Below are 19,062 nucleotides of genomic sequence, written 5' to 3'. Positions count from 1 at the left end.
GTATTCAAGAACGGTTTACCGCCGCAGCGCCTCGCCGATCACCGCAGCCAGATTGCCGGCATTGGGCTCGGCCTCGATGCAGGTATAGTGGTTGCCGGCAATCTCCCGAACCGTGAATTCTCCCAGACAGACCTCCTGCCAGAATCCCAGCGTCATCTCGTTCGTACCCGGCAATAAGGTAAAGGGCTCGTTTGCCAGCAGGAAGCGAATATCCCCCGGGTAGGGCAGCGGCGTGAAACGGGCGGATTGCAGGCTTTGGCGATAGACCTTGAACAAGCCCTCGGCCATCTCGACCGGCATACGGTTGCCGCCGGAGACGGACATCGCGTTGACGTAGCCGGCAAAGCGCTCCCTTCTCGACATTCCCTCCAGCCTTCGGAAAAGTTGGCCGACGCGGTTCAGCGCGTTGTCGCCTCCGATGTCAAGCGAGGAGCCGGCAGGCACGCTGCGGCCGTTCGCTTCGAAAATATGGCGAAGCCCGTCCACGAACTCGTCCGGGGTCACGCCGGTGAAGCCGGCCTGTTCAAGCGAGATGTTCAGGTTCGGCACGAACAGCGACTCGATCACCAGGTCGTCGGCGATATCGTACGGCACCGGATGACTGTCCACCAGCACGAGATCCGTTACGCGAACGCCGTTTTCCAGCAGACGACGGGCCGTCTCGACGGCGATGAGGCCGCCCAGGCAATAGCCGATCAACTGCATCTCTCCATGACCGGTCGCCGCCAGCCGCTTCGCGTAATCGTCGGCCAGCTGCCCGATCGTCTCCGCGGGCTCCAGCGAGCAGTACAGCTCGGTATCCTTGATGGTAATGCCGACGACCGGTCCGGCCTGCTGCTCCTTCAAATGTCCAAGCAGCAAATGGAAGCAATTCATCGTCCCCAATCCGGCATGGAATACGACTCTGAGCGGTCCCTCGCCATCGCCGCCGTAGAAGGTCAGCACCGCGTTGCTCCCCTCGTCCTCCCGGGTTCGGTCGCCGGGCGCGGGAGCGTCTCTGTCCCCGGCGGTCTGCGCCTCGGTTATCCGGGCGCGAACAAACGTCGCCAACGCATCCACGGTCGGATAATTCAGCATCTGCCGGAGCAGAGCGTCGAAAGGAATGTCGACTTCATATGGCGCGGCGGCGAGCCATTCGCGCAGCTTGCCCGCGGCCTGGGCCATAACAAGCGAATCCGCGCCGACCTCGTAAATATTACGGGAAGCTTCGAGCGTTGGGCGGCCAAGCGCATCCGCCCATATCTGGAGCAGCCCCGCGAGCAGCGGATCGCTTGCGCTAGGAGACGAAGCTGCGCTTGACGAAACGGAGAGCTTCCTTCGCCAGCCGGCGAGCGCCTTCCGATCGACTTTGCCATTGCTCGTCAGCGGCAGCGAATCGGCGACCCGGAGCTCGGCGGGAATCATATAAGCAGGCAATCGGTCGGCCAGGAAGGCCGTCAATTCCATCGCCAGCTCCTCTTCGCGCATTCCTTTGCCGTCCGCTTCTACGACCGCGAACAGCGCGCGGGCTTCCCCCTCGCCGACGATCAGCGCAACCGCGGTCTCGACGGCAGGATGCCGCTGCAGCGTCGCTTCGATCTCGCCAAGCTCGATGCGATGGCCTCTCAGCTTGATCTGATGATCCTCGCGGCCGAGGAATTCGATCTCGCCGCCGGGCCGGTAACGGCCCAGATCTCCGGTACGGTATAACCGCTGTCCGTCGGCGGGATGACTAACGAAGCTCCGGGCGGTGGCGTCGGCATTCCCGTCGTACCCCAGCGCCAGTCCCGCGCCGGCGATGTACAGCTCGCCCGTCACCCATACCGGGCAATCCCGCATCGCTCCGTCCAGCACGCGGAAAGACTGGTTGGCCAGCGGCAGACCGTACGGAATGCTCGCCCAATCCTCCGGCAGGCCGTTGCAGAGATGACAGATCGACCAGATGGCCGCTTCGGTCGCGCCGCCCAGACTGACAATCTGCGCGCCCGGCAGCCGGATCGCCAGCCTGTCCGGCAAGGACGGCGGTATCCAGTCTCCGGACAGCAGCGCCAGGCGAAGCCGCGGCAGACGGCATGCCGAATCCGCGTTCAGGTAAGCCTCCAGCATCGTCATCAGCGCCGGCGCGGAATTCCATACCGTCACCCCGTGTCTGTTCATCAGCTCCGCCCAATGGGACGGATCGGTCTGACGGTCGGCCGAGGGAAGAACAAGCGTGCCTCCGGCCGACAGCGTACCGAAAATGTCATAGACAGACAGGTCGAAGCCGAGCTGTGACAAGCCCAGAATCGCGTCGCTTGCACCGATTCGGAAGCGCCGATTTATATCCTCGATTGTATTGACGGCCGCGCGATGGGTCATGACGACTCCCTTGGGCAGCCCGGTCGAGCCGGACGTGTGGATAATATAGGCGGGCCGATCGGGATCTCCCTCGGCCACCAGCGCATGGACTGCCGGCGATTGAAGCCGATCCGCCGCGATGACGGAGACGGAGGACGGCCATCCCTCTCCCTTTTGTCCCTCGGATGTCAGCACATACCGAACCTTCGCTTGTTCGAGCAGGGTCAGGCGGCGCGCTTGCGGCTGCGTCCTATCGATAGGCACATACACGGCGCCCGCGAACAGCGTCGCAAGCACCGCCGCCACCTGGCAGGACGACTTCTCCATTACGATGGCGACTCTGTCCCCTTCGCGGCAGCCGGCTTCCTTCAGCTTCCCGGTTATGGCGGACGTTCGCAGCAGCAGTTCCTCGTAAGTGACCTGTCCCTCGTTGTCAATAACGGCCGTCCGGTTCGGAGCCTCCGCCGCTCGCTTCAGCACCCCGCCGTGCAGCAGGCCATCGGAAAGGGGAGCCGCCGTAGCGTTTACCCGCAGACGTTCCTGCGTCTGCCATGCCGGCAAGGGCACGGCCTCCTCCTGGTCCCAGGCTCGATCGGAATCGGCCAGCGAATGCAGCAGCCGCTCGAACGCGCCGAACATATCGTCCATCATCCCGGAAGGGAACACGCCGTCCCGGATGTCCCAATTGACCTGCAAGCCGAACGGCCCGTCCATCGCCTGACAATCGACGAACACCTGCGGCGTCTGGCTGATCCCTTGATGGCCCTCTCTGCCTATCAGCCGGTTCTCCTCCGTCGGCTCGACAAGCCCGATCGCGCTGGTGAAGACGATCGGCATGAGCGCGGCCTCGCGGCCGCGCCTGTGGGACATCTCCCGCAGCACTTCGACGCCCGAGTACAGCCGATGATCCAGATCCGCGAACAGCTGTCCGTTGACGGCTCTGGCCCGCTCGCCGAAGGGGAGGGCGGCGTTCCAATCTACCGCCAGCAGGCTGACGGACGTGAAGTCGCCGACGATCGCCCGCACCTCGGGGTGCAGCGGAAGCCGATTCAGAACGGTCAGATTCAGGCTGAAGGCTCTGCTGCGGCTCCAGCGCTCGATAACGGCGGCATACGCCGTCATAACCGCTGCGGTCGGCGTCAGACCGCGCCGCTGCGCCTGCCGCTTGAAGTTGCTCCAACGGGAGGCGTCCAGTTGAAGCGAGCGCCGCGTGAAGCGCGCTTTGCCGAAGCGGCTGTGCGCGGGAGCCAGCGGCAGATCGGGAGCCGAAGGCAATTCGTCGAGGCGGCGCAGCCAGTACTCCTTGTCCGCCGCGTAAGCGGCGCTGTCCCGCAGCCGCCGCTCGGCCAGCATATAGTCGCGGTAGCGAAGCGTCAACGGCGGCAGTTCCTGCTCCGGCCGGAAATACAACGTCTCGAACTCCGCCAGCAGCAGCCAGATGCTCGCCCAGTCGGCAATGAGAAATTCAATGGAGAAGTGCAGCAGGGCATGGTCCGGCATAGCGGTGAGTGCCACGCCGAAAAGTGGCCAGCGCTCCGTGTCGTAGATCCGCCGACCCATCTCTTCGCGGATATTCCCAAGCTCCGCTTCCGCCCGGGACTCGTCCCAGCCGCGCGCGTCGGCGAAAGCGACCTCGAAACGGGGAACCTTCTCGAGCACCTGCTGGGAGCCGTCGCGTCGAATGACCGCCCGCAGCATATCGTGGCGGTCGACAAGACGATTCCATGCCGCCTCGACGCGCGCCGGGTCCAGGCTCGGATAGTACAGCTCCAGATAAATGTGACAGGCGACGCCTCCATATTCGAACGCCTCGTTCCGGCCGAGCAAATAGGCGGCCTGAACGTCCGTCAACGGGAAGGGCTCGTACTTGGCCAGCGGATGCGGAATGACGGCCGAAGACTGCGCCTCCGAGCGAAGCCAGGTTAGCACGGACGCTTTGTTCTCCTTCAGCGTCTGCAGGTCGGAAGGCGTCACGACTCCTTTCGGCGCTTTGTACCGCAGCGAGCCTCCTTCCTCCCATAGCGTTGCGCCGTCTCCGCGAAGACGCGCGAGAAATTCGCCCGCATGAAATTCATAATTGGTTGTCATCGTTCATTCTCCTCTTTTAATGAAGGAATGCGACTCGCCGGGTGACCTGCCGGAACCATCAGCGCGCCGTGCGCAAGCGCGGGATCGAGCCGCTCCCGCAAGCCGTGCACGCCGACCTCGATCACGCCGGAGTTCCCCGAAGTTTCCGCGATCAGCCATTCATCCCCGGGCGCCAGCTTGCGAAGGTGGCTCGCGCCGGCCTCCGGCACGCCGTACCTGACCCACGCGATCCCGGACGCTCCATTCGGATGGGCAATGCGGTCGGGACGCTGCGGCGGATCATAATGGGATACGACAAAAGGCAGGCCGGCAGGCTTCGGAACGAACAGGCTGTACTTGACGATTTGCCCGTCGGGGCGAACCCGCTTGCCGTTCATGATTCGGGAAGCGGCGATGCCGAGCCGTTCCGCCTCCTCCCGGACGCGCTGCAGCTCCTGGCGATTCGCTTCCGCGCCGCTTCGTTCCGGGAGGGCGTTCCGGACAGGCTCCAGCGCCACATCGCACCACCCCTTGTCCGCTTCGGACCAGCTGTGCCAGCGGCTCCCCGCCGCCTGTCCGTAAAACCAGCCCAACGGATGCCTTAAATAGGCGGCCGCCCGGGGAATCTGGAACAGTTCGACGAACGGTCCCCGTTCGAACCAGAGCAAGGCATTGTGCGCCCGCGCCGGGTCGCTGCCCCACGTCACGTTAAAGCCGAGCTTCTGAAAATCTCTCACAGCGTCGGCAATACGATTTACTTTGCATAGAATGTGGCTGCACTTAAGCATACGTCCCCTTCCTCACCGCAAATAATTTTTGTCCCAACGGCGCCAGCGGATGATCGTCGGCGGGGAACGTCAGCACCTCCGCGGCGCCGGCCCTGCGAAATACATCCTGCCATTGGGAAGCAGACATAAAGGTGGTTTGCGAGCGTGCCCGATCGTCTTGCGGCGGCGTCATCATGAACGCTTGCGAGATCAGAATTTCCGGAAATTCGCCGACCGGCTCCGTTAGCAGCAGCCAGCCGTCCGGCACGAGAAGCTCCAGAATGCCGCGCACCGTGCGATCCGTATCCTGCGCATTGTTCAAAACGCCCGCCGCCACTACAACATCCGCGCCTGACGCCTCTATCCCTTGATCTTCCAAACGAATATCGATATCGGCAAGCTCGTATCGCATCCAAGGGTAACGGCTGTAACGTGACTGCGCGGCGGTAAGAAAATAGGAAGAGACATCCGTGAACAAATAGTTTAATGGGAACGGCTCCGGCGCGGCCTGCCATCTGGCAACAATCGCATCGGTGGTCGCGCCCGTTCCCGCGCCAATCTCCACCAGGCGCAGCGCAGACCGCTTCCGCAGCGCGGCAATCCGCGCCACGGCTTCCGCTACCGACTGATTGAGATAACGGGCCGTAACCGTCTCCCGATACAGCGCGTCGGCATAGTCCATCTTCCCTTCGGGGAACAGCAGCAGCGCGGCCTGCTGCTCTCCGCTCATCAATTGCGGCAGCCGCCGGGCGTTCTCGATCAAGTAGTCCATCGTTAGCGGCGAGCCCAGCTTGCCGTCCCATGCCGCCCGCACCGCCTGCCAGCGCTCGTCGAGTTCGCCCTCGAGCACGATTTCCGTACCGGAAAATCCGCCTTCGCGCCGCTTGATATAGCCGCGCTCCGCCAAGAGGCCAAGCCAGCGCATAATGACCGAATGATGGCGGGGCGACACGTTCGCGGCGGACAGAATCTCCGCAATGCCATACGTGCGCTGGCTGTCCGTCAGCGTCCCCTGCGCTTGCATCGCGTTTAACATCGAGCCGAACACCGCCGTATGCAGCTTCTCGATAAAATCGCCGACCTGCTCCGATCCGATTCCCCTCAGCTCGATGTCGGCCGGCGCCGTGCAGGAGGCGAGCTCCTGTTCTTCGCCTGCTTGACCGGGACCAATCTCGTCCGGCACCGCCGACGCCGAGGCTCTCAGCAGATGGATCGGCAGCGGCTGATGACCCAGGCCCGGCCGCAGCGTCGGATAACCGATCGCCGCGGTCAGCTCGTGCCACTGGCTCGCGCACAGCAGCTCCTGCGCGGCTCTGCGCTCGGCTTCGGAACGATCCGTAATTGCGTCGCCTAGTTCCGTCAGATCTCGCGCGATCGCCTGCGGCCACAGCTTTGCCAGAAGATCGCCGTAGCTGAAAGTATTTCCCGAGCCGAGCGTCTCCGTGCTATGCTCCCGCATATAATCCGGCGCGGCTCCCGAAAGCTCGCCCAGTGTATAAGAAGCGTCGGGAACGTGCAGTCTGGGCCGCCAAACGACCGGTCCGTGCGTATCGGTCAGCGACAGGCTGCCGCCCGCAAAGCCGATCGCCGCTTGGTGCAGCAGATGCAAATAGTTGTCCGGGTCTTCCGGATCGACCTCGTTATGCACGCGCAGCACGGCCGGGACTTGCCCGATCTTCCCTGTCAGCACGCGAAAGGGCCCCTCCTGCGGACCGGCGGCCGCGGTTGACCAGGGACGTATCGAAGGCAGCGCCTGGGCCAGGATATGAACCATCGGATACGATACCTGGGAAGCGAACGCCGCATCGATATAAAGCGGCTCTTGCCGCTGCAGCGCAGTCCGCGCCGCGGCGATAAACCGCCTGACGGCAGGCAGGTGAACGTACAGATCGCCTGTGCGAAAGACCGCGCCGCGCCGGCGGGCCGCTCGCAAGCACAACGCCAGGTCCTTGTGATGGATCGGCTGCTCCTGCATGACATGAATGCCCCGTTCGAGCAGCGCAAGGGACAGCTCCGTCCCCTGGCCGCCCATCACGCCCGATCTCAACACGACGCAGGCGGCGTCGATATCGTCCGGAAGCTGCTCGATCCCGGTATAGAGCGGAACGCCATAATAAGCGGCGCACCGTCTGGAGCGATCGCTGCCCCTGGCCAGCAGGCCGGCCAGTTCGTAGCGATCCGGCAGCAGGGCGAGCGCCTCCAGATAAAATTGTCCGAACGTGGACCCGCAGACGATAACCCGCCATTTCTTGTGTGTCATATTTCCCCCTCTTCTGTCTCCATCATCTCGGCGACGGAGCGATTGATCACGGTCCAGCGCGTCGAACGATCCTCCCTGAGCCGCCTTGCCACCGGTTCGGGATCGGGAATACCGGCAAGCGGTCTTACGCCCGCGGGAATTTCTCCTTCCAACACGGCTCTTGCCGCGGCCGCAGCCGTCCGGCCGGTCATCGCCGCCGGTCTGTCGGCCTGGACGAGCAGCGTGCGCGTACACTCCGTCCCCGCTGCGCGGCCGGCCAACTGCACGATCAAGTGCAAATAGGGACTGCGTCCGGCCGAATCCAGCGCCGTCGCCTCGCACAGCCGTCGCACAGCCGTCCCGGGCTCTGTCGCGAATTGCGCCCGCGCCTCCTCCAGAACGCGCGTCGTCGCCGTTCCGTCAACGGCAATATGCCATTCGCCGTCCCGAAGCGACAGGGTCGAGGCCACCTCTTCCGCTTCCTCGTCCATATAGGGGTACAGCGCGATGTCTCGCGACCAGCCGGGAAGAGCGACGCCGGACCGGCGCTGCGCCGCTGACGGACGGCGAGCGCCGTCCCGCCATGCCGCCAACGGCTCGTTGGCTCCTCCCGCAATGCCCGCAAGGTAGTCTTCCGCCGCCGAAGCGGTGAACCGGTCCAACGAGCCCATGCAATACCACAGCGAATGTACCGTGTCGTCGAAGGTGCCTGCCAACCATCGCGGAAGCAGTCCCGATAAGCCGGGAGAGGCGCCGGCGGCATACAGAATGACTCTGTCCGTCGCTTCCGCGCGCATCTCCCGGAACATCGGATCGTCGCCGGCATCCACATAATGGCACCCCAGGGATGCGCATAGACGGGCGACACGCGCGGAGGCACGATGCGAGGGGCCCGCGCAGTTCAGCACCAGTTCGCAGTCCGCGGCGAACGCTGCCAGACTGCGGGCATCCTCCAGATCGAGCTCCCTCCATTCCGCTTGCGGCAGCGCATCCCCGAGCCTCGTCCTTGCCTCTGCGGGATTTCTGCCGCCAATCCTCAGAGGACGTTTGTCCCACTGCGCTAGCGATTTTACCGCTTCCAGTCCGACATCCCCGTAACCGCCTATAATGCCGATCATATTTCTCCTTCCTCCAGCGCTTCCGCAACGGGAGCTCTGCCGTGCGCCAAAGGCTCGAGGACGGCGGCCACCCGCTCCAGCGTCGGCGCTTCAAACAGCTGGCGCAGCGACAGATCAATCCCGAAGCTCTCCTTCGTTTCCGCCAGAAACCGCGTCGCCAGCAAGCTGTCTCCCCCGATGGCGAAGAAGCTCGATTCGCGGCCGATCGTATCGCGCTTGAGCAGCCGCCGCCACATATCCGCCACCGCCCGCTCCATTCCGTCGCGCGGTTCGCCCCCTTCGGCGGCGTCCATTTGAGAATGGAAGAGCTCGGAGACAGCTTTGCGATCCACCTTCCCGTTGGCGGTGAGCGGAAGCTGTGGCACAATCTCGATCCGCTCCGGCAGCATGTGGGCCTGCAGCAGACCGGCAGCGAAGCGAAGCAGTTCCTCCTCCTTCAGCTCCGGTCTTGACGCCGGACAGTCGGCTTCGAGACAGAAGGAAGAGGAGCCCGCGATCGGCAGCGCCCGCACCTGACGGAGACCGGCTTGCCGCAGCAGCTTGATCCATGCCTCTTCCGGCAGCATCGGGCTGCGAGCTTGGCGGCGGCTGTCGTCGAACTGTGCGAAGCCCTTGTCCAATACGGCGGAGGTCACGATCGCAATCGGCGTCAGCTCCCGCTGCTCCAAGGCCGCCACCCTGCCGCCGCGGCGCGCCAGCATGGCGGCGACAGCCGTTCCTTCGCGCGGATCGCGGTAACGGTGCAGAGAATGGACAGCCGCCACAACATCGAAAGCATAGCGAAGCGAGGATGGCACCCGATTCTCTGGCAGGCGGTGGAATTGCACATCATACGGCAGTGAAGACAGCCGCTCTCTTGCCGCTTCCAGCAGCGACGGCGCGGTATCCAGCAGCGTAAGCTTGATTTCATCCGGCGTCAGCTGCTCCAGCAGCGTCTTTGCCGCGATACCGCCGCGGCCGCCAAGCAGCGCAACCTCGGCGGGGCGTCCGCAGGCGGCATGCATCCGCTTTACGGCGGCCGCGATCATCGCGATGCCGGCGGTTGTGCCGGTATCGCGCGCCGCCAGCCGTTCCGGTGCCAACAAATCATCCTCCAGCAGCACCGATGCCGGCAGCTCTCCTCCGATGATCTGCCGATAATCAGTCGTCCGGCGGAACAGCCGTCCGGCAATTTGCTCCGCGAGCGGCAGCGCTTTGTCGCTTCCGTCTTCCCCGTCTTCGCTCGCAAGCTTGCAGGCTTCCGCATAACGCAGCGTCTCCGGCAATCTTGAGCCGCCGCGGATCTCGCCGCTGCGTCCGCACACGACAATCTGGCGCTCCTCGAGCCATGCAAGCCACAGCCGGAGCAAGGGCGCGTACTCCTCCGCCACGCGCAGCGTTTCCGCCATTCGTCCCGGGCCTGCCGGGTCGTCCTGACCTTCGGCCAGCAGCAGAACCTCCGCGATGAAGGCCTCGACGATGCGCGCCTGACTCTCCCATTCCGCGCCTCCGGCCTCTTGGTTCGCCTGAGCAGCGATGCGGAGCTCCCCCGCTTCCTCGACCGGCCCCGGCTCGCCGCCAACTGCCGGGACGACGACCGCCACGAGCTGGCTTGCGCCCGAATCGGCGACCGCCGCCACCGCTTGGCCGACGCCGGCATGCCGGCGCAGCGCAGCCTCGATCTCTCCCGGCTCGATGCGATAGCCGCGCAGCTTGATCTGCCGATCCGCTCTGCCCAGAAACTCCAGCGTGCCGTCAGGCCAATAGCGTCCCCGGTCACCCGTGCGGTACCAGCGCTCTCCGCCGGCTTCGACGAAGCTGGCGGCCGTCAGCTCGGGCCTGCTCAGATAACCTCGGGCTACGCCCGCTCCGCCGATCCAGAGCTCCCCGGCCACCAGATCCGGACAATCGCGCCCTAACCGATCGACCACCCGATAGAGCTGATTGCTCAACGGTCTGCCGTAGGGAATCGAACGCCACGACGGGTGAAGACGCCTAACCTCGAAATAATTCGACCAGACAGCCGCTTCCGTCGCTCCCCCCAGCGCGATAAAACGACAGTTCGGAGACTTGGCCCGCAGCCGATCCGGCAGCTCCAATCCGATCCAGTCGCCCGAAACGAGCGCTAACCGCAAGCTTGCCAGATCGCCGCTCTCATTCGCAGCCGCTAGCAGCATATCGAGCAGCGCCGGCACGGAATTCCACACGGTCACCTTCATGCGGCGAACGAGCCTCGTCCAGACGGCCGCTTCCCTTCGGATTCCTTCGTTCAGCAGGACAACGCCTCCGCCGACCGACAGCAGACCGAACAGATCGTAGACCGACAGATCGAATTCGAGAGACGAGACGGCGAGAACGTTGTCCGTCTCCCGGACAGCGAATTTCCTGTTGATATCCTGAATCGTATTCCAGGCGGCGCGATGCGTGATCTCCACCCCTTTGGGCTCTCCGGTCGAGCCCGACGTGAAGATGACATAGGCCAGCGCATCCGTCGCCGCGACTCGAGGAGCCGGCAGAGGCTCCATATTTTCCGGCTCGCCGAACCGAATGCCGGACAATCGCTCCGACTCGGATAGTTGGGAATAATCGGAATCCTCCAGCAGAATGTGGCGAATAGAGCCGATTCGATAAATCCGCTCGCGCCGTTCGGACGGCTGATCGGGATGAACGGGGACATATGCCGCGCCGGCCGCGAGCACCGCAAACACGGCTGCGATCTGTTCCGGTCCCCTGGGCAGCTTGACGGCAACCCGTTGCTCAGGCCCAACGCCTCTTGCGATCAAACGAGCGGCCAGGCGCAGCGCCTTGTCCGCCAGCTCGCCATACGACCAGGAACGGGAGACGCCGCCCTCCTCCCACAACAGCGCCGGACGCTCCGGCGTCTCCTTCGCTTTGGCAAAAAAAGCGGCATGTATCGGCGCCTCCGCAAGGAACAATGCCGTAGCGTTCGCTTGATCGCGTACGGCCCGCTGCTCTTCCGGCAATCCGTCCGGCAGACGCTGCGTCCATTCTTCCGTCGCCGTCCATATCAGCAGCTTCACATAAGTCTCGAACATCGCGCCCGCCTGCTCCCGCGGCATCCGATCTTCCGCTCCGGCCCAGATTAACCGGAGTTCTCCGTCCTGCTCCTCCGCCCGGCAATTCAGCCATACGACCTCCTGCCTCTCAAGGCAGGCAATCGGCTGCAGCACTTCCTCCTCCGTTCCCTGCCATGAACGCCCTATGGAAAATCGAACGACCGCGTTCCCGTCTTCCCCGTCGGCATCATACCCGCTCTCGCCGTCCGCCGATAACTGCGCCTCGAGCGCACGGCACAAATCCTGGAAGCTCTCCGTCCCGTCGGTCTTCCATCGCATCGAAGACACAGCGGCTTCTCCCTGTCCGCTGCCGGAATCCGTAGCAGGGCTGCCCGCTCGGGCCGCATCCACCAGAAGGGTCCATGCTTCGCCACCATTCCATCTGCCCATGACTTCTCCCAGAACGGCCAGCAGCGGCGACAGCGGCGACAGGCTTTGCCGCAGGGCTTCGTCCCGTATTTTCCGCCAATGATCCGTACCCATCCTGTATTCCCGACGAACCCGCAGACGATCGCCCAGCCCCCCAGCCAGCAGCGGCAAAGAATCGGCAGCTGAACCCGCAGGAGCCTGGGCGAACACGACACTTGCGCTTGACCTATCGGACTCCTTAAGCAACATTATCCAAACACCTCATTCCCGGATTTATGACGGCCAAAAACGCAGAATCACCTCTTTAATGATAATGATTATCATTATCAAGTTTATTTGTGCTAAAGATTACCAAATTGCTTGATCTATGTCAACGCTTTTTTCAATGTAACAAATACGATCTGAAAATCGATACCCGTTCAAGACAAACGCATACTCGCTCGGGACAAATCCGCTTTTTCCTTATTGCCTGGGCATCGGGCGCGCGGTATGCTTCAAGTCAAAAGCGGAGTGTTCCCGGACTCGATGGCCGGATCGGAGGACTAATTAACGATCTCTGTTTTCACTATGGAAGAGTCAACGATCGAGGGGTTCGGAGGGTTTGAGAGATTTGAAGGCTCGAGAAGCTTGGAGGTTCACGGAATCCGCACGGTTGACGGATTCGAGGGCGAGCTTAAGTCCATTCAACTATCCATCGAGCGGGGGGCAAGTCGTCGTTCGTATAGAAGTCGGCTTCGGATGCCTGAAGCCAGCGACACCGCCGTCGGGAGACAGCGGTGTCGGATGGTCGATGTATACAACAAAATCCGATGCGGACTTTTACGCCGGTTGAAAGAGCTTACCCGGAATCATGTAGTTCGGATAATGGCGACGAAACAGCGGAGACTCGCGCGATAAGGCCGCTCTCCAAGCTGCTAATCGACCCGGCGGGGCGGGGCCGAGAGCTTGCGGTATTCGCTTGGCAACAACCCCCTGCTTCTGCGGAAAGCGCCGGAAAAATTGCTGGCTTTCTGGTAGCCGACCATTTGCGAGATTTGCCAAATGCTGTAGTCCGTGCTGGCGAGCAGGTGCTCGGCATGGCCCATCCGTTTGCGGTGCAGGTAATCGAATACGGTGCAGGCGTATCCCTGCTTAAACGTGTATTTCAGCTTGGTCGCGCTCATGCAGGCCATTCTGGCCAACGAGTCGAGCTGGATGTCCTGCATGAAATACTCGTCGATGTATTGTTTGACGGCGGCAAGACGCTCCATATCCTGGGGAGACACTTCCCGCGGCGATGCGGACTCGCGTCTCTCCTTGGTCTTGTGCACAATCAGCGAGATCGCCTCGCCCACCTTGCTTTCGTAGAAGAGCTTCGCGGCGATGCCCGTATGCCTGCACGCTTTGATCTGCCGCAGCAACAGCAGCAATTCGGGAAAATCGACAGAGCCGTCCACGCTCCGGAAGGCTTCCCGCGGGTCCTCGTACTCTCCGGGATAACGTTTCTGCAAATAGTGGCGATAGTATTCCGGCATGATCATAATCGACGTGCACCGGACGGGAACGTTCTTGTGGTACACGGCCCGGTACACATTGTGGTGGCCGATATGTCCCTTGATGCTGGAGCTCGTCAAGCGCTTGTACGGACTTAGCTCCTCGCCCGATATGGAGTCGAAACAGCTGACGCTCACATAATCCGGCTGCGGATATTCCATGAAGAAGTCCTCGTAGACGACGAAGTCCTGTATCGAAATGGCAAACAGATTCTCGCAGGAATACAGCCAGTAGCAGCCCTTGCCCAGCTCTTCGGGAATGACGTAACAAGTGCCTGCCGGATTGAAGCCGCAGCACGCTCCGTCGCGAGTCAAACCGCGGGGAATCAGAAACGAGTCAAACAGTTCGGCTTGAATATCCTTCATCGTTTATCTTCCTTATCCACCTTGGAAATTTACACATAATGTAACATTTTGTCCGCAAACAGGCAACCATTCGGAACTGCGAATTTCGAGGAGGAAAACGCCTCTATGGAACAATTACTGAACGTCTATTCCTATGCCAAACAATATAGAAAAAGCATGTATTCGTCTATCCTGCTGCTGTCGGCAAGCGTCATTCTGGCAATCGTCCCCTATTATCTGGTCTACCATATGATCATGAGATTTACGGGGGAGGGCTCTCTCTCCATCGCCTATTTGGCCGTTATGTCGGGCCTTGTGTTCGTCAGCCTGGCGCTGCGGACGCAGACGCATCACATGGGCTTATCCGCCTCTCACCGTCTGGCCTACGATACGCTCATGGGCATGCGGAAGCGAACGGCCGACAAATTGCGGATGATGCCGATGGGAACGATCGGAAAGCACGGCACGGGAAGCCTGAAAAAAAACTTCGTCGAAAATATCGAAGACATGGAGATCATTTTGGCGCACGCCGTACCTGAAGGCATCTCCAACCTGCTGACGGTCGTTATCGTGACCGGCGCGCTGTTCGCGCTGGACTGGCGGATGGCGCTGCTGTCGCTGGCCGTTCTGCCGATCGGCCTGATCGCGGTAGGTTTTATGATCAGAGACGGCATGCAGAGAATGGGTCCCTACTATCAAGCGTCCAAAGAGATGAACGAGACGATTATCGAATACATCTCCGGAATGGAAGTCATCAAAGTGTTTAACCAAACCGCCTCCTCCTTTCAAAAATACCGCGCCTCGGTGGACAATTACAAAAAATATACGCTGGATTGGTACAAAGTCTCGTGGACTTACCTGACCGTTTACAGCATTGTTCTGCCCTCGACGCTGCTGTTCGTCCTGCCGTTCGGAACTTTGTTCTATACGAACGGCTCTCTGACGCTCGGCACCTTCGTCCTGTCCATCCTGCTCGCCATGAGCCTGGGAGTGCCTTTGATGCGGCTGGTCGAATTTCTCCCTGTCTTCCCGCAGCTCAAGCAGAAGGCGCAGAAAATCGAAGAATTGTTCGCGGAACAAGAGCTTGCGAGCGGCGCGCGGTCAGCGGTGCCGGAATCTTGCAGCGTCTCGTTCCGCCATGTGAGCTTTGCTTATAAAGACGGAGTCGACGTGCTGCATGATATTGCCTTCACGGCGCGGCCCAACACGGTGACGGCTCTCGTTGGCGAATCCGGCTCCGGCAAGTCGACGCTGGCCAAGCTGCTGGTTCGATTCTGGGACGTTCGCGAAGGCGCCATCGAGATCGGCGGCGTCGACATCCGGGAATACTCCTTCGAAGCGCTGATGAACGCCATCAGCTATGTATCGCAGGATATCTTCCTGTTCAACACGACGATTATGGAAAACATTCGCATCGGCAATCCCGACGCCACCGACGCCGAAATCATCGGCATCGCCAAGCTGGCTCAATGCCACGATTTTATTATGGCGACCGAGCGCGGCTACCAGACAACGGTCGGAGGCTCAGGCGACAAGCTGTCCGGCGGGCAGAAGCAGCGGATTGCGATCGCACGCGCCATGCTCAAAAACGCGCCCATCGTTGTCCTCGACGAAGCTACGTCCGCTGCGGACCCCGAGAACGAGGATCGCATTCAGGCGGCGTTGAACAGCCTCATACAAGGCAAAACGCTGATCGTCATCGCTCACCGACTCTCTACCATCGTAGACGCCGACCAGATTCTGGTGATGCGCAAAGGGCTAATCGAAGCCCGCGGCACACATGGCGAGCTGCTGCAGCAGTCGCCGACCTACCGCACCATGTGGACAGCCCATAGGGAAGCGATGAATTGGGACATCGCCGTCTTGGAAAGGAGCAATTGAATGCTGCGTTTTATTAAAAAAATGCTGGATCTGGCCGACGAATTTTCCGGCAAGCTCAAGCTGGCCTTCGTGCTCAGCTTTATCGAAAGCCTGCTCTCCAACGCGCCCATCTTTGCCGCGCTGTTCGTGTTCACCCGCCTCCTCGACGGCACGCTAACCGCCGCGGATGCCTGGCTGGGCGGCGCCGCGCTCCTCGCCGCGATCGTCTTCCGCTGCCTGCTGAGACGATGGTTCATTGCGCTGCAAAGCGGCACCGGGTACGATATTTGCGCTAGAGAACGAATCGGCATCGGCGATCGCTTCAAGCGTTTTCCCATGAGCTACTTCACGGAAGGCAACATCGGCAACGTGTCCTCCGCCGTATCGATCGATCTGCTGTTCATCGAGGAACACGGCATGGGCGCGATGGACAGGGTGGTCAACGGATATGTCGGGCTGGCGATCGGCTGCGCCATGCTGCTGCTGATCGATTGGCGCATCGGGCTCGTATCCGTCGCGCTGTCGGCCATTGCCATGCTGTCCCTCGAGAAGCTGCAGAAGGTCGGCAAGCGGCATTCGCGGATCAGGCAGGAGCAGCAGTCCGCCCTCACCTCCACCGTGCTGGAATATGTACAGGGAATCTCGGTGATCAAGGCGTTCCATATGATCGGCGACAAGGCTCGATCGCTTCAGGAGACTATCCGGCAGACCCGCGATCGCGCGATCGACTTCGAGAACAAATTCGCGCCGCCGAGCTTCCGGTATCAGACCTGGTTTTCACTGCTCACCGCGCTTACGATATTCATGGCCGCCTGCTTCTCCTTCTACGGCACCATGAACACCGCAGTGATGCTCATGCTCTTCATCTATGTGTTCTACATGTTCCTGCCGATCAAATCGCTGGCCGGCTTGACCAGCCAGATTCGGGTGATGGAAGCGGGGCTTGAACGATACGAGCGCTTGAAGCAAACGACGATTATGGACGAAGACGGCCGCGATGTGCGGCTGGAGCGATTCGACGTCGCATTCCACAACGTGTCGTTCGCTTACGAAGCCCGCGATACGCTGCGGGAGATCAGCTTCACCGTTCCCGAGAAAAGCATGACGGCTCTTGTCGGCATGTCGGGCTCGGGAAAAACGACGATCGCCAACCTGATCGTGCGATTCTGGGATGTGCAGCTGGGCGAAGTCAAAATCGGCGGCGTGAACGTCAAGGAGATGACCTGCGAAAGCTTGCTGCGGCATATCAGCATGGTGTTTCAGAAGGTCTACCTCTTCCATGACACGATCTTCAACAACATCCGCTTCGGAAAGCCGGACGCCACGTTCGAAGAAGTCGTGGAAGCGGCCAAGAAATCGCGCTGCCACGACTTTATCGTTAATCTGGAGGACGGGTACGATACCGTTGTGGGCGAAGGCGGGGGTTCGCTGTCGGGAGGCGAGAAGCAGCGAATTTCCATTGCCCGGGCGATTCTCAAGGACGCGCCCATTATTCTGCTCGACGAAGCGACAGCGAGCGTCGATCCCGACAACGAGCGGCATATTCAAGCGGCCATCAACGAGTTGGTTCGCAACAAAACGTTGATCGTCATCGCCCACCGCTTGTCCACCATTCGCAGTGCCGACCAGATTCTGGTCATGGATGACGGCAAACTCGTCCAGAAGGGCACCCATGAACAGTTGATCCGGGACACCGGACCGTACAGCCGCTTATGGGAGAAAAGACAAATGGCCCGCAGTTGGAAAATCGCCGCAAGGACGGAAACTGTCACGGAGACCGCTCGAACCTGAGCGCAGCGACGCAAAGCTCACCTCCACGACGGAACCCCTTGCTTCGCCTTTTTCCTGTCGGGAACTTGGGAAAACGGTTTGGCAGCCAACCTCCGATCGCAATACGCCACACGGCTGCAATGCAATCGGCGCCCGGGTCCCGTATTATTTTCCGATCCTGACCAGGTCGTGCTGAAGCACGGTGCCGCCTTCAAGCGGCTTAAAAGTCATTTGCGTTACGCCGAAAACGTTGGTTACAAAGCGGCAGTTGACCGGCTGATGAATCCGAACCTCGTATTTAAACTGAACCTTGGACACGTCCGCATACAGAAACACGGACTTATTCGGGCCTACCGTCTGCGTGCATTTTCTATTGTTGCAAGGAACCACCTTTAGCGGCACGGGAGAACCGCTGGACCAATCGATTACCTGGACCGTAATGTTCCGGGACGCTTGTCCAAGATTAACCGCATCAACGAGTGCATACCGCGTTCGCGGACTTTTCCTCAGAATGCCCGTCGTATATACGACCGTTCCTTTCCTATTGCCCGCCATCGTCGCCATTGCCTTAAATTTCCCCCTCCCTCGTCTTCATTCTTTATTTGATGCGGTCCTTCTGAAAAAGATTGGACGAAGTAAACGCACCCGGGAAATTCCGCAGATGGCGGTCGGGTTCGTACGTAAAAAAAGCTCCTGAACGGCCGCAAGGCCAATTCAGAAGCTTTTTCTAATCCCGCGCACTTGCTTTAAGCAACAGCCTGCTCCCGCCACCATCAGAGATCTGCGCGTAACTGATCAATCTTATCCAGAGAGAAGCCCGTTACGCGGGAGATTAGATCAGGATCGAGCTGTTCTTCAATCATCCGCTTCGCAATCTGCTCCTTTCCCTTTAGCTCACCTTCAAGCCTGCCCTCAAGTTTACCTCTAAGCTCGCCCCTTAGCTCGCCCTCACGCTCAATATCGTCCAAAACCTTTTCCAGCGACATATTCTTTGCATCTCCCCCTCACGTTAGAATAACGCCCTTGATCCGCTGTCGAAATCAAGGTCGTTATCCATTTATTCCGTTCCACTTTGCTCATCTTTGCGTAACTGATCAATCTTATCCAGAGAGAAGCCCGTTACCCGGGAGATCAGATCAGGATCGAGTCGTTCTGAAATCATCTGCTTTGCAACTTGTTCCTTTCCCCTTAGCTCGCCCTCACGCTCAATATCGTCCAAAACCTTTTCCAGCGACATATTCTTTGCATCTCCTTTCATGTTTTGGATTAACTGCTGCACGTTCGGTTCATTCTCCGGCAGCTTTTGCAGAAAAATATTGGCCATCCACGCCATAAACTTCTGCTGGCTGTCCTCCGGCATTCGCTGGATCGTCCCCATCAGCTTGCCCAGTCGGTTTAACAATTGCTGCCTGTCTTCCGTCTGGTCCAGCAAAAACACAGATCCGATGGTGTTGGACAACGACAGCAGCTCGTCTTCCGTATATCGCGCCACATCAATAAACAAATATTCGAAATTCAGCAACTCCGCGCCAAACATCTCTTCATTGGCCAGCAAGCTGCGGAACTGCCGCTCGGCGCTCCACTTATAGGAATAGGTAAGGAGAATCTTCGACATTACTCGGT

At 60.6% G+C, this 19,062-nt stretch carries 11 protein-coding genes; 2 read left to right on the top strand and 9 right to left on the bottom strand.

What is annotated here, in order from left to right:
- Positions 1–15: 15 nt before the first annotated feature.
- The 6 genes from ACFFT4_RS26455 to ACFFT4_RS26430 all read right to left on the bottom strand — a co-directional run bounded on the left by ACFFT4_RS26455 (position 16) and on the right by ACFFT4_RS26430 (position 13,830).
- Positions 16–4,404, bottom strand: a complete 4,389-nt coding sequence (locus ACFFT4_RS26455) for a non-ribosomal peptide synthetase (protein WP_378052024.1) — start codon at positions 4,402–4,404, stop codon at positions 16–18.
- Positions 4,401–5,171 carry a VOC family protein gene (locus ACFFT4_RS26450; RefSeq protein ID WP_378052023.1) on the bottom strand — a complete coding sequence of 257 codons (771 nt, stop codon included), beginning with the start codon at positions 5,169–5,171 and terminating at the stop codon, positions 4,401–4,403. The genes ACFFT4_RS26455 and ACFFT4_RS26450 overlap by 4 nt, the downstream gene beginning before the upstream one ends.
- Positions 5,164–7,410, bottom strand: coding sequence for a Gfo/Idh/MocA family oxidoreductase (locus ACFFT4_RS26445; RefSeq protein WP_378052022.1), 2,247 nt, complete (start codon positions 7,408–7,410; stop codon positions 5,164–5,166). The genes ACFFT4_RS26450 and ACFFT4_RS26445 overlap by 8 nt, the downstream gene beginning before the upstream one ends.
- Positions 7,407–8,507: a saccharopine dehydrogenase NADP-binding domain-containing protein gene (locus ACFFT4_RS26440; RefSeq protein ID WP_378052021.1), complete on the bottom strand. Its 1,101-nt coding sequence runs from the start codon at positions 8,505–8,507 to the stop codon at positions 7,407–7,409. Before ACFFT4_RS26440 ends, ACFFT4_RS26445 begins: the two co-directional genes overlap by 4 nt.
- Positions 8,504–12,181, bottom strand: a complete 3,678-nt coding sequence (locus ACFFT4_RS26435; protein ID WP_378052020.1) for an amino acid adenylation domain-containing protein — start codon at positions 12,179–12,181, stop codon at positions 8,504–8,506. Before ACFFT4_RS26435 ends, ACFFT4_RS26440 begins: the two co-directional genes overlap by 4 nt.
- Positions 12,182–12,846: 665 nt before the next feature.
- Positions 12,847–13,830 carry a helix-turn-helix domain-containing protein gene (locus tag ACFFT4_RS26430; RefSeq protein ID WP_378052019.1) on the bottom strand — a complete coding sequence of 328 codons (984 nt, stop codon included), beginning with the start codon at positions 13,828–13,830 and terminating at the stop codon, positions 12,847–12,849.
- A 105-nt stretch (positions 13,831–13,935) separates the two neighbouring features.
- Between ACFFT4_RS26430 and ACFFT4_RS26425 the strand changes: the two genes are divergently transcribed.
- The gene (locus ACFFT4_RS26425; protein ID WP_378052018.1) at positions 13,936–15,690 is read left to right on the top strand and encodes an ABC transporter ATP-binding protein; all 1,755 of its coding nucleotides are present in this window, start codon (positions 13,936–13,938) and stop codon (positions 15,688–15,690) included.
- Entirely contained in the window at positions 15,691–17,460 is a 1,770-nt protein-coding gene (locus ACFFT4_RS26420; protein WP_378052017.1) for an ABC transporter ATP-binding protein, read from the top strand.
- A 144-nt stretch (positions 17,461–17,604) separates the two neighbouring features.
- Here ACFFT4_RS26420 and ACFFT4_RS26415 read toward each other — a convergent pair whose 3' ends face one another.
- The 3 genes from ACFFT4_RS26415 to ACFFT4_RS26405 all read right to left on the bottom strand — a co-directional run.
- Positions 17,605–18,003, bottom strand: a complete 399-nt coding sequence (locus ACFFT4_RS26415; protein ID WP_378052016.1) for a hypothetical protein — start codon at positions 18,001–18,003, stop codon at positions 17,605–17,607.
- Between the two features lie 209 nt (positions 18,004–18,212).
- Positions 18,213–18,425: an RpnC/YadD family protein gene (locus ACFFT4_RS26410; protein ID WP_378052015.1), complete on the bottom strand. Its 213-nt coding sequence runs from the start codon at positions 18,423–18,425 to the stop codon at positions 18,213–18,215.
- 71 nt (positions 18,426–18,496) lie between these two features.
- A partial coding sequence (locus ACFFT4_RS26405; protein ID WP_512699942.1) for an RpnC/YadD family protein occupies positions 18,497–19,062 on the bottom strand: 566 nt, incomplete at its 5' end.

The organism is Cohnella cellulosilytica (assembly GCF_042431195.1).
Classification (GTDB): domain Bacteria; phylum Bacillota; class Bacilli; order Paenibacillales; family Paenibacillaceae; genus Cohnella; species Cohnella cellulosilytica.
Note: the sequence above shows the minus strand (reverse complement) of the source record. Positions and strands in the feature narration are given on the sequence as shown.

Bases quoted from the DNA above. Each gene is read 5' to 3' on its own strand.
- ACFFT4_RS26455 (WP_378052024.1), bottom strand. From the start codon at position 4,404: ATGACAACCAATTATGAATTTCATGCGGGCGAATTTCTCGCGCGTCTT.
- ACFFT4_RS26450 (WP_378052023.1), bottom strand. From the start codon at position 5,171: ATGCTTAAGTGCAGCCACATTCTATGCAAAGTAAATCGTATTGCCGAC.
- ACFFT4_RS26445 (WP_378052022.1), bottom strand. From the start codon at position 7,410: ATGACACACAAGAAATGGCGGGTTATCGTCTGCGGGTCCACGTTCGGA.
- ACFFT4_RS26440 (WP_378052021.1), bottom strand. From the start codon at position 8,507: ATGATCGGCATTATAGGCGGTTACGGGGATGTCGGACTGGAAGCGGTA.
- ACFFT4_RS26435 (WP_378052020.1), bottom strand. From the start codon at position 12,181: ATGTTGCTTAAGGAGTCCGATAGGTCAAGCGCAAGTGTCGTGTTCGCC.
- ACFFT4_RS26430 (WP_378052019.1), bottom strand. From the start codon at position 13,830: ATGAAGGATATTCAAGCCGAACTGTTTGACTCGTTTCTGATTCCCCGC.
- ACFFT4_RS26425 (WP_378052018.1), top strand. From the start codon at position 13,936: ATGGAACAATTACTGAACGTCTATTCCTATGCCAAACAATATAGAAAA.
- ACFFT4_RS26420 (WP_378052017.1), top strand. From the start codon at position 15,691: ATGCTGCGTTTTATTAAAAAAATGCTGGATCTGGCCGACGAATTTTCC.
- ACFFT4_RS26415 (WP_378052016.1), bottom strand. From the start codon at position 18,003: ATGGCGACGATGGCGGGCAATAGGAAAGGAACGGTCGTATATACGACG.
- ACFFT4_RS26410 (WP_378052015.1), bottom strand. From the start codon at position 18,425: ATGTCGCTGGAAAAGGTTTTGGACGATATTGAGCGTGAGGGCGAGCTA.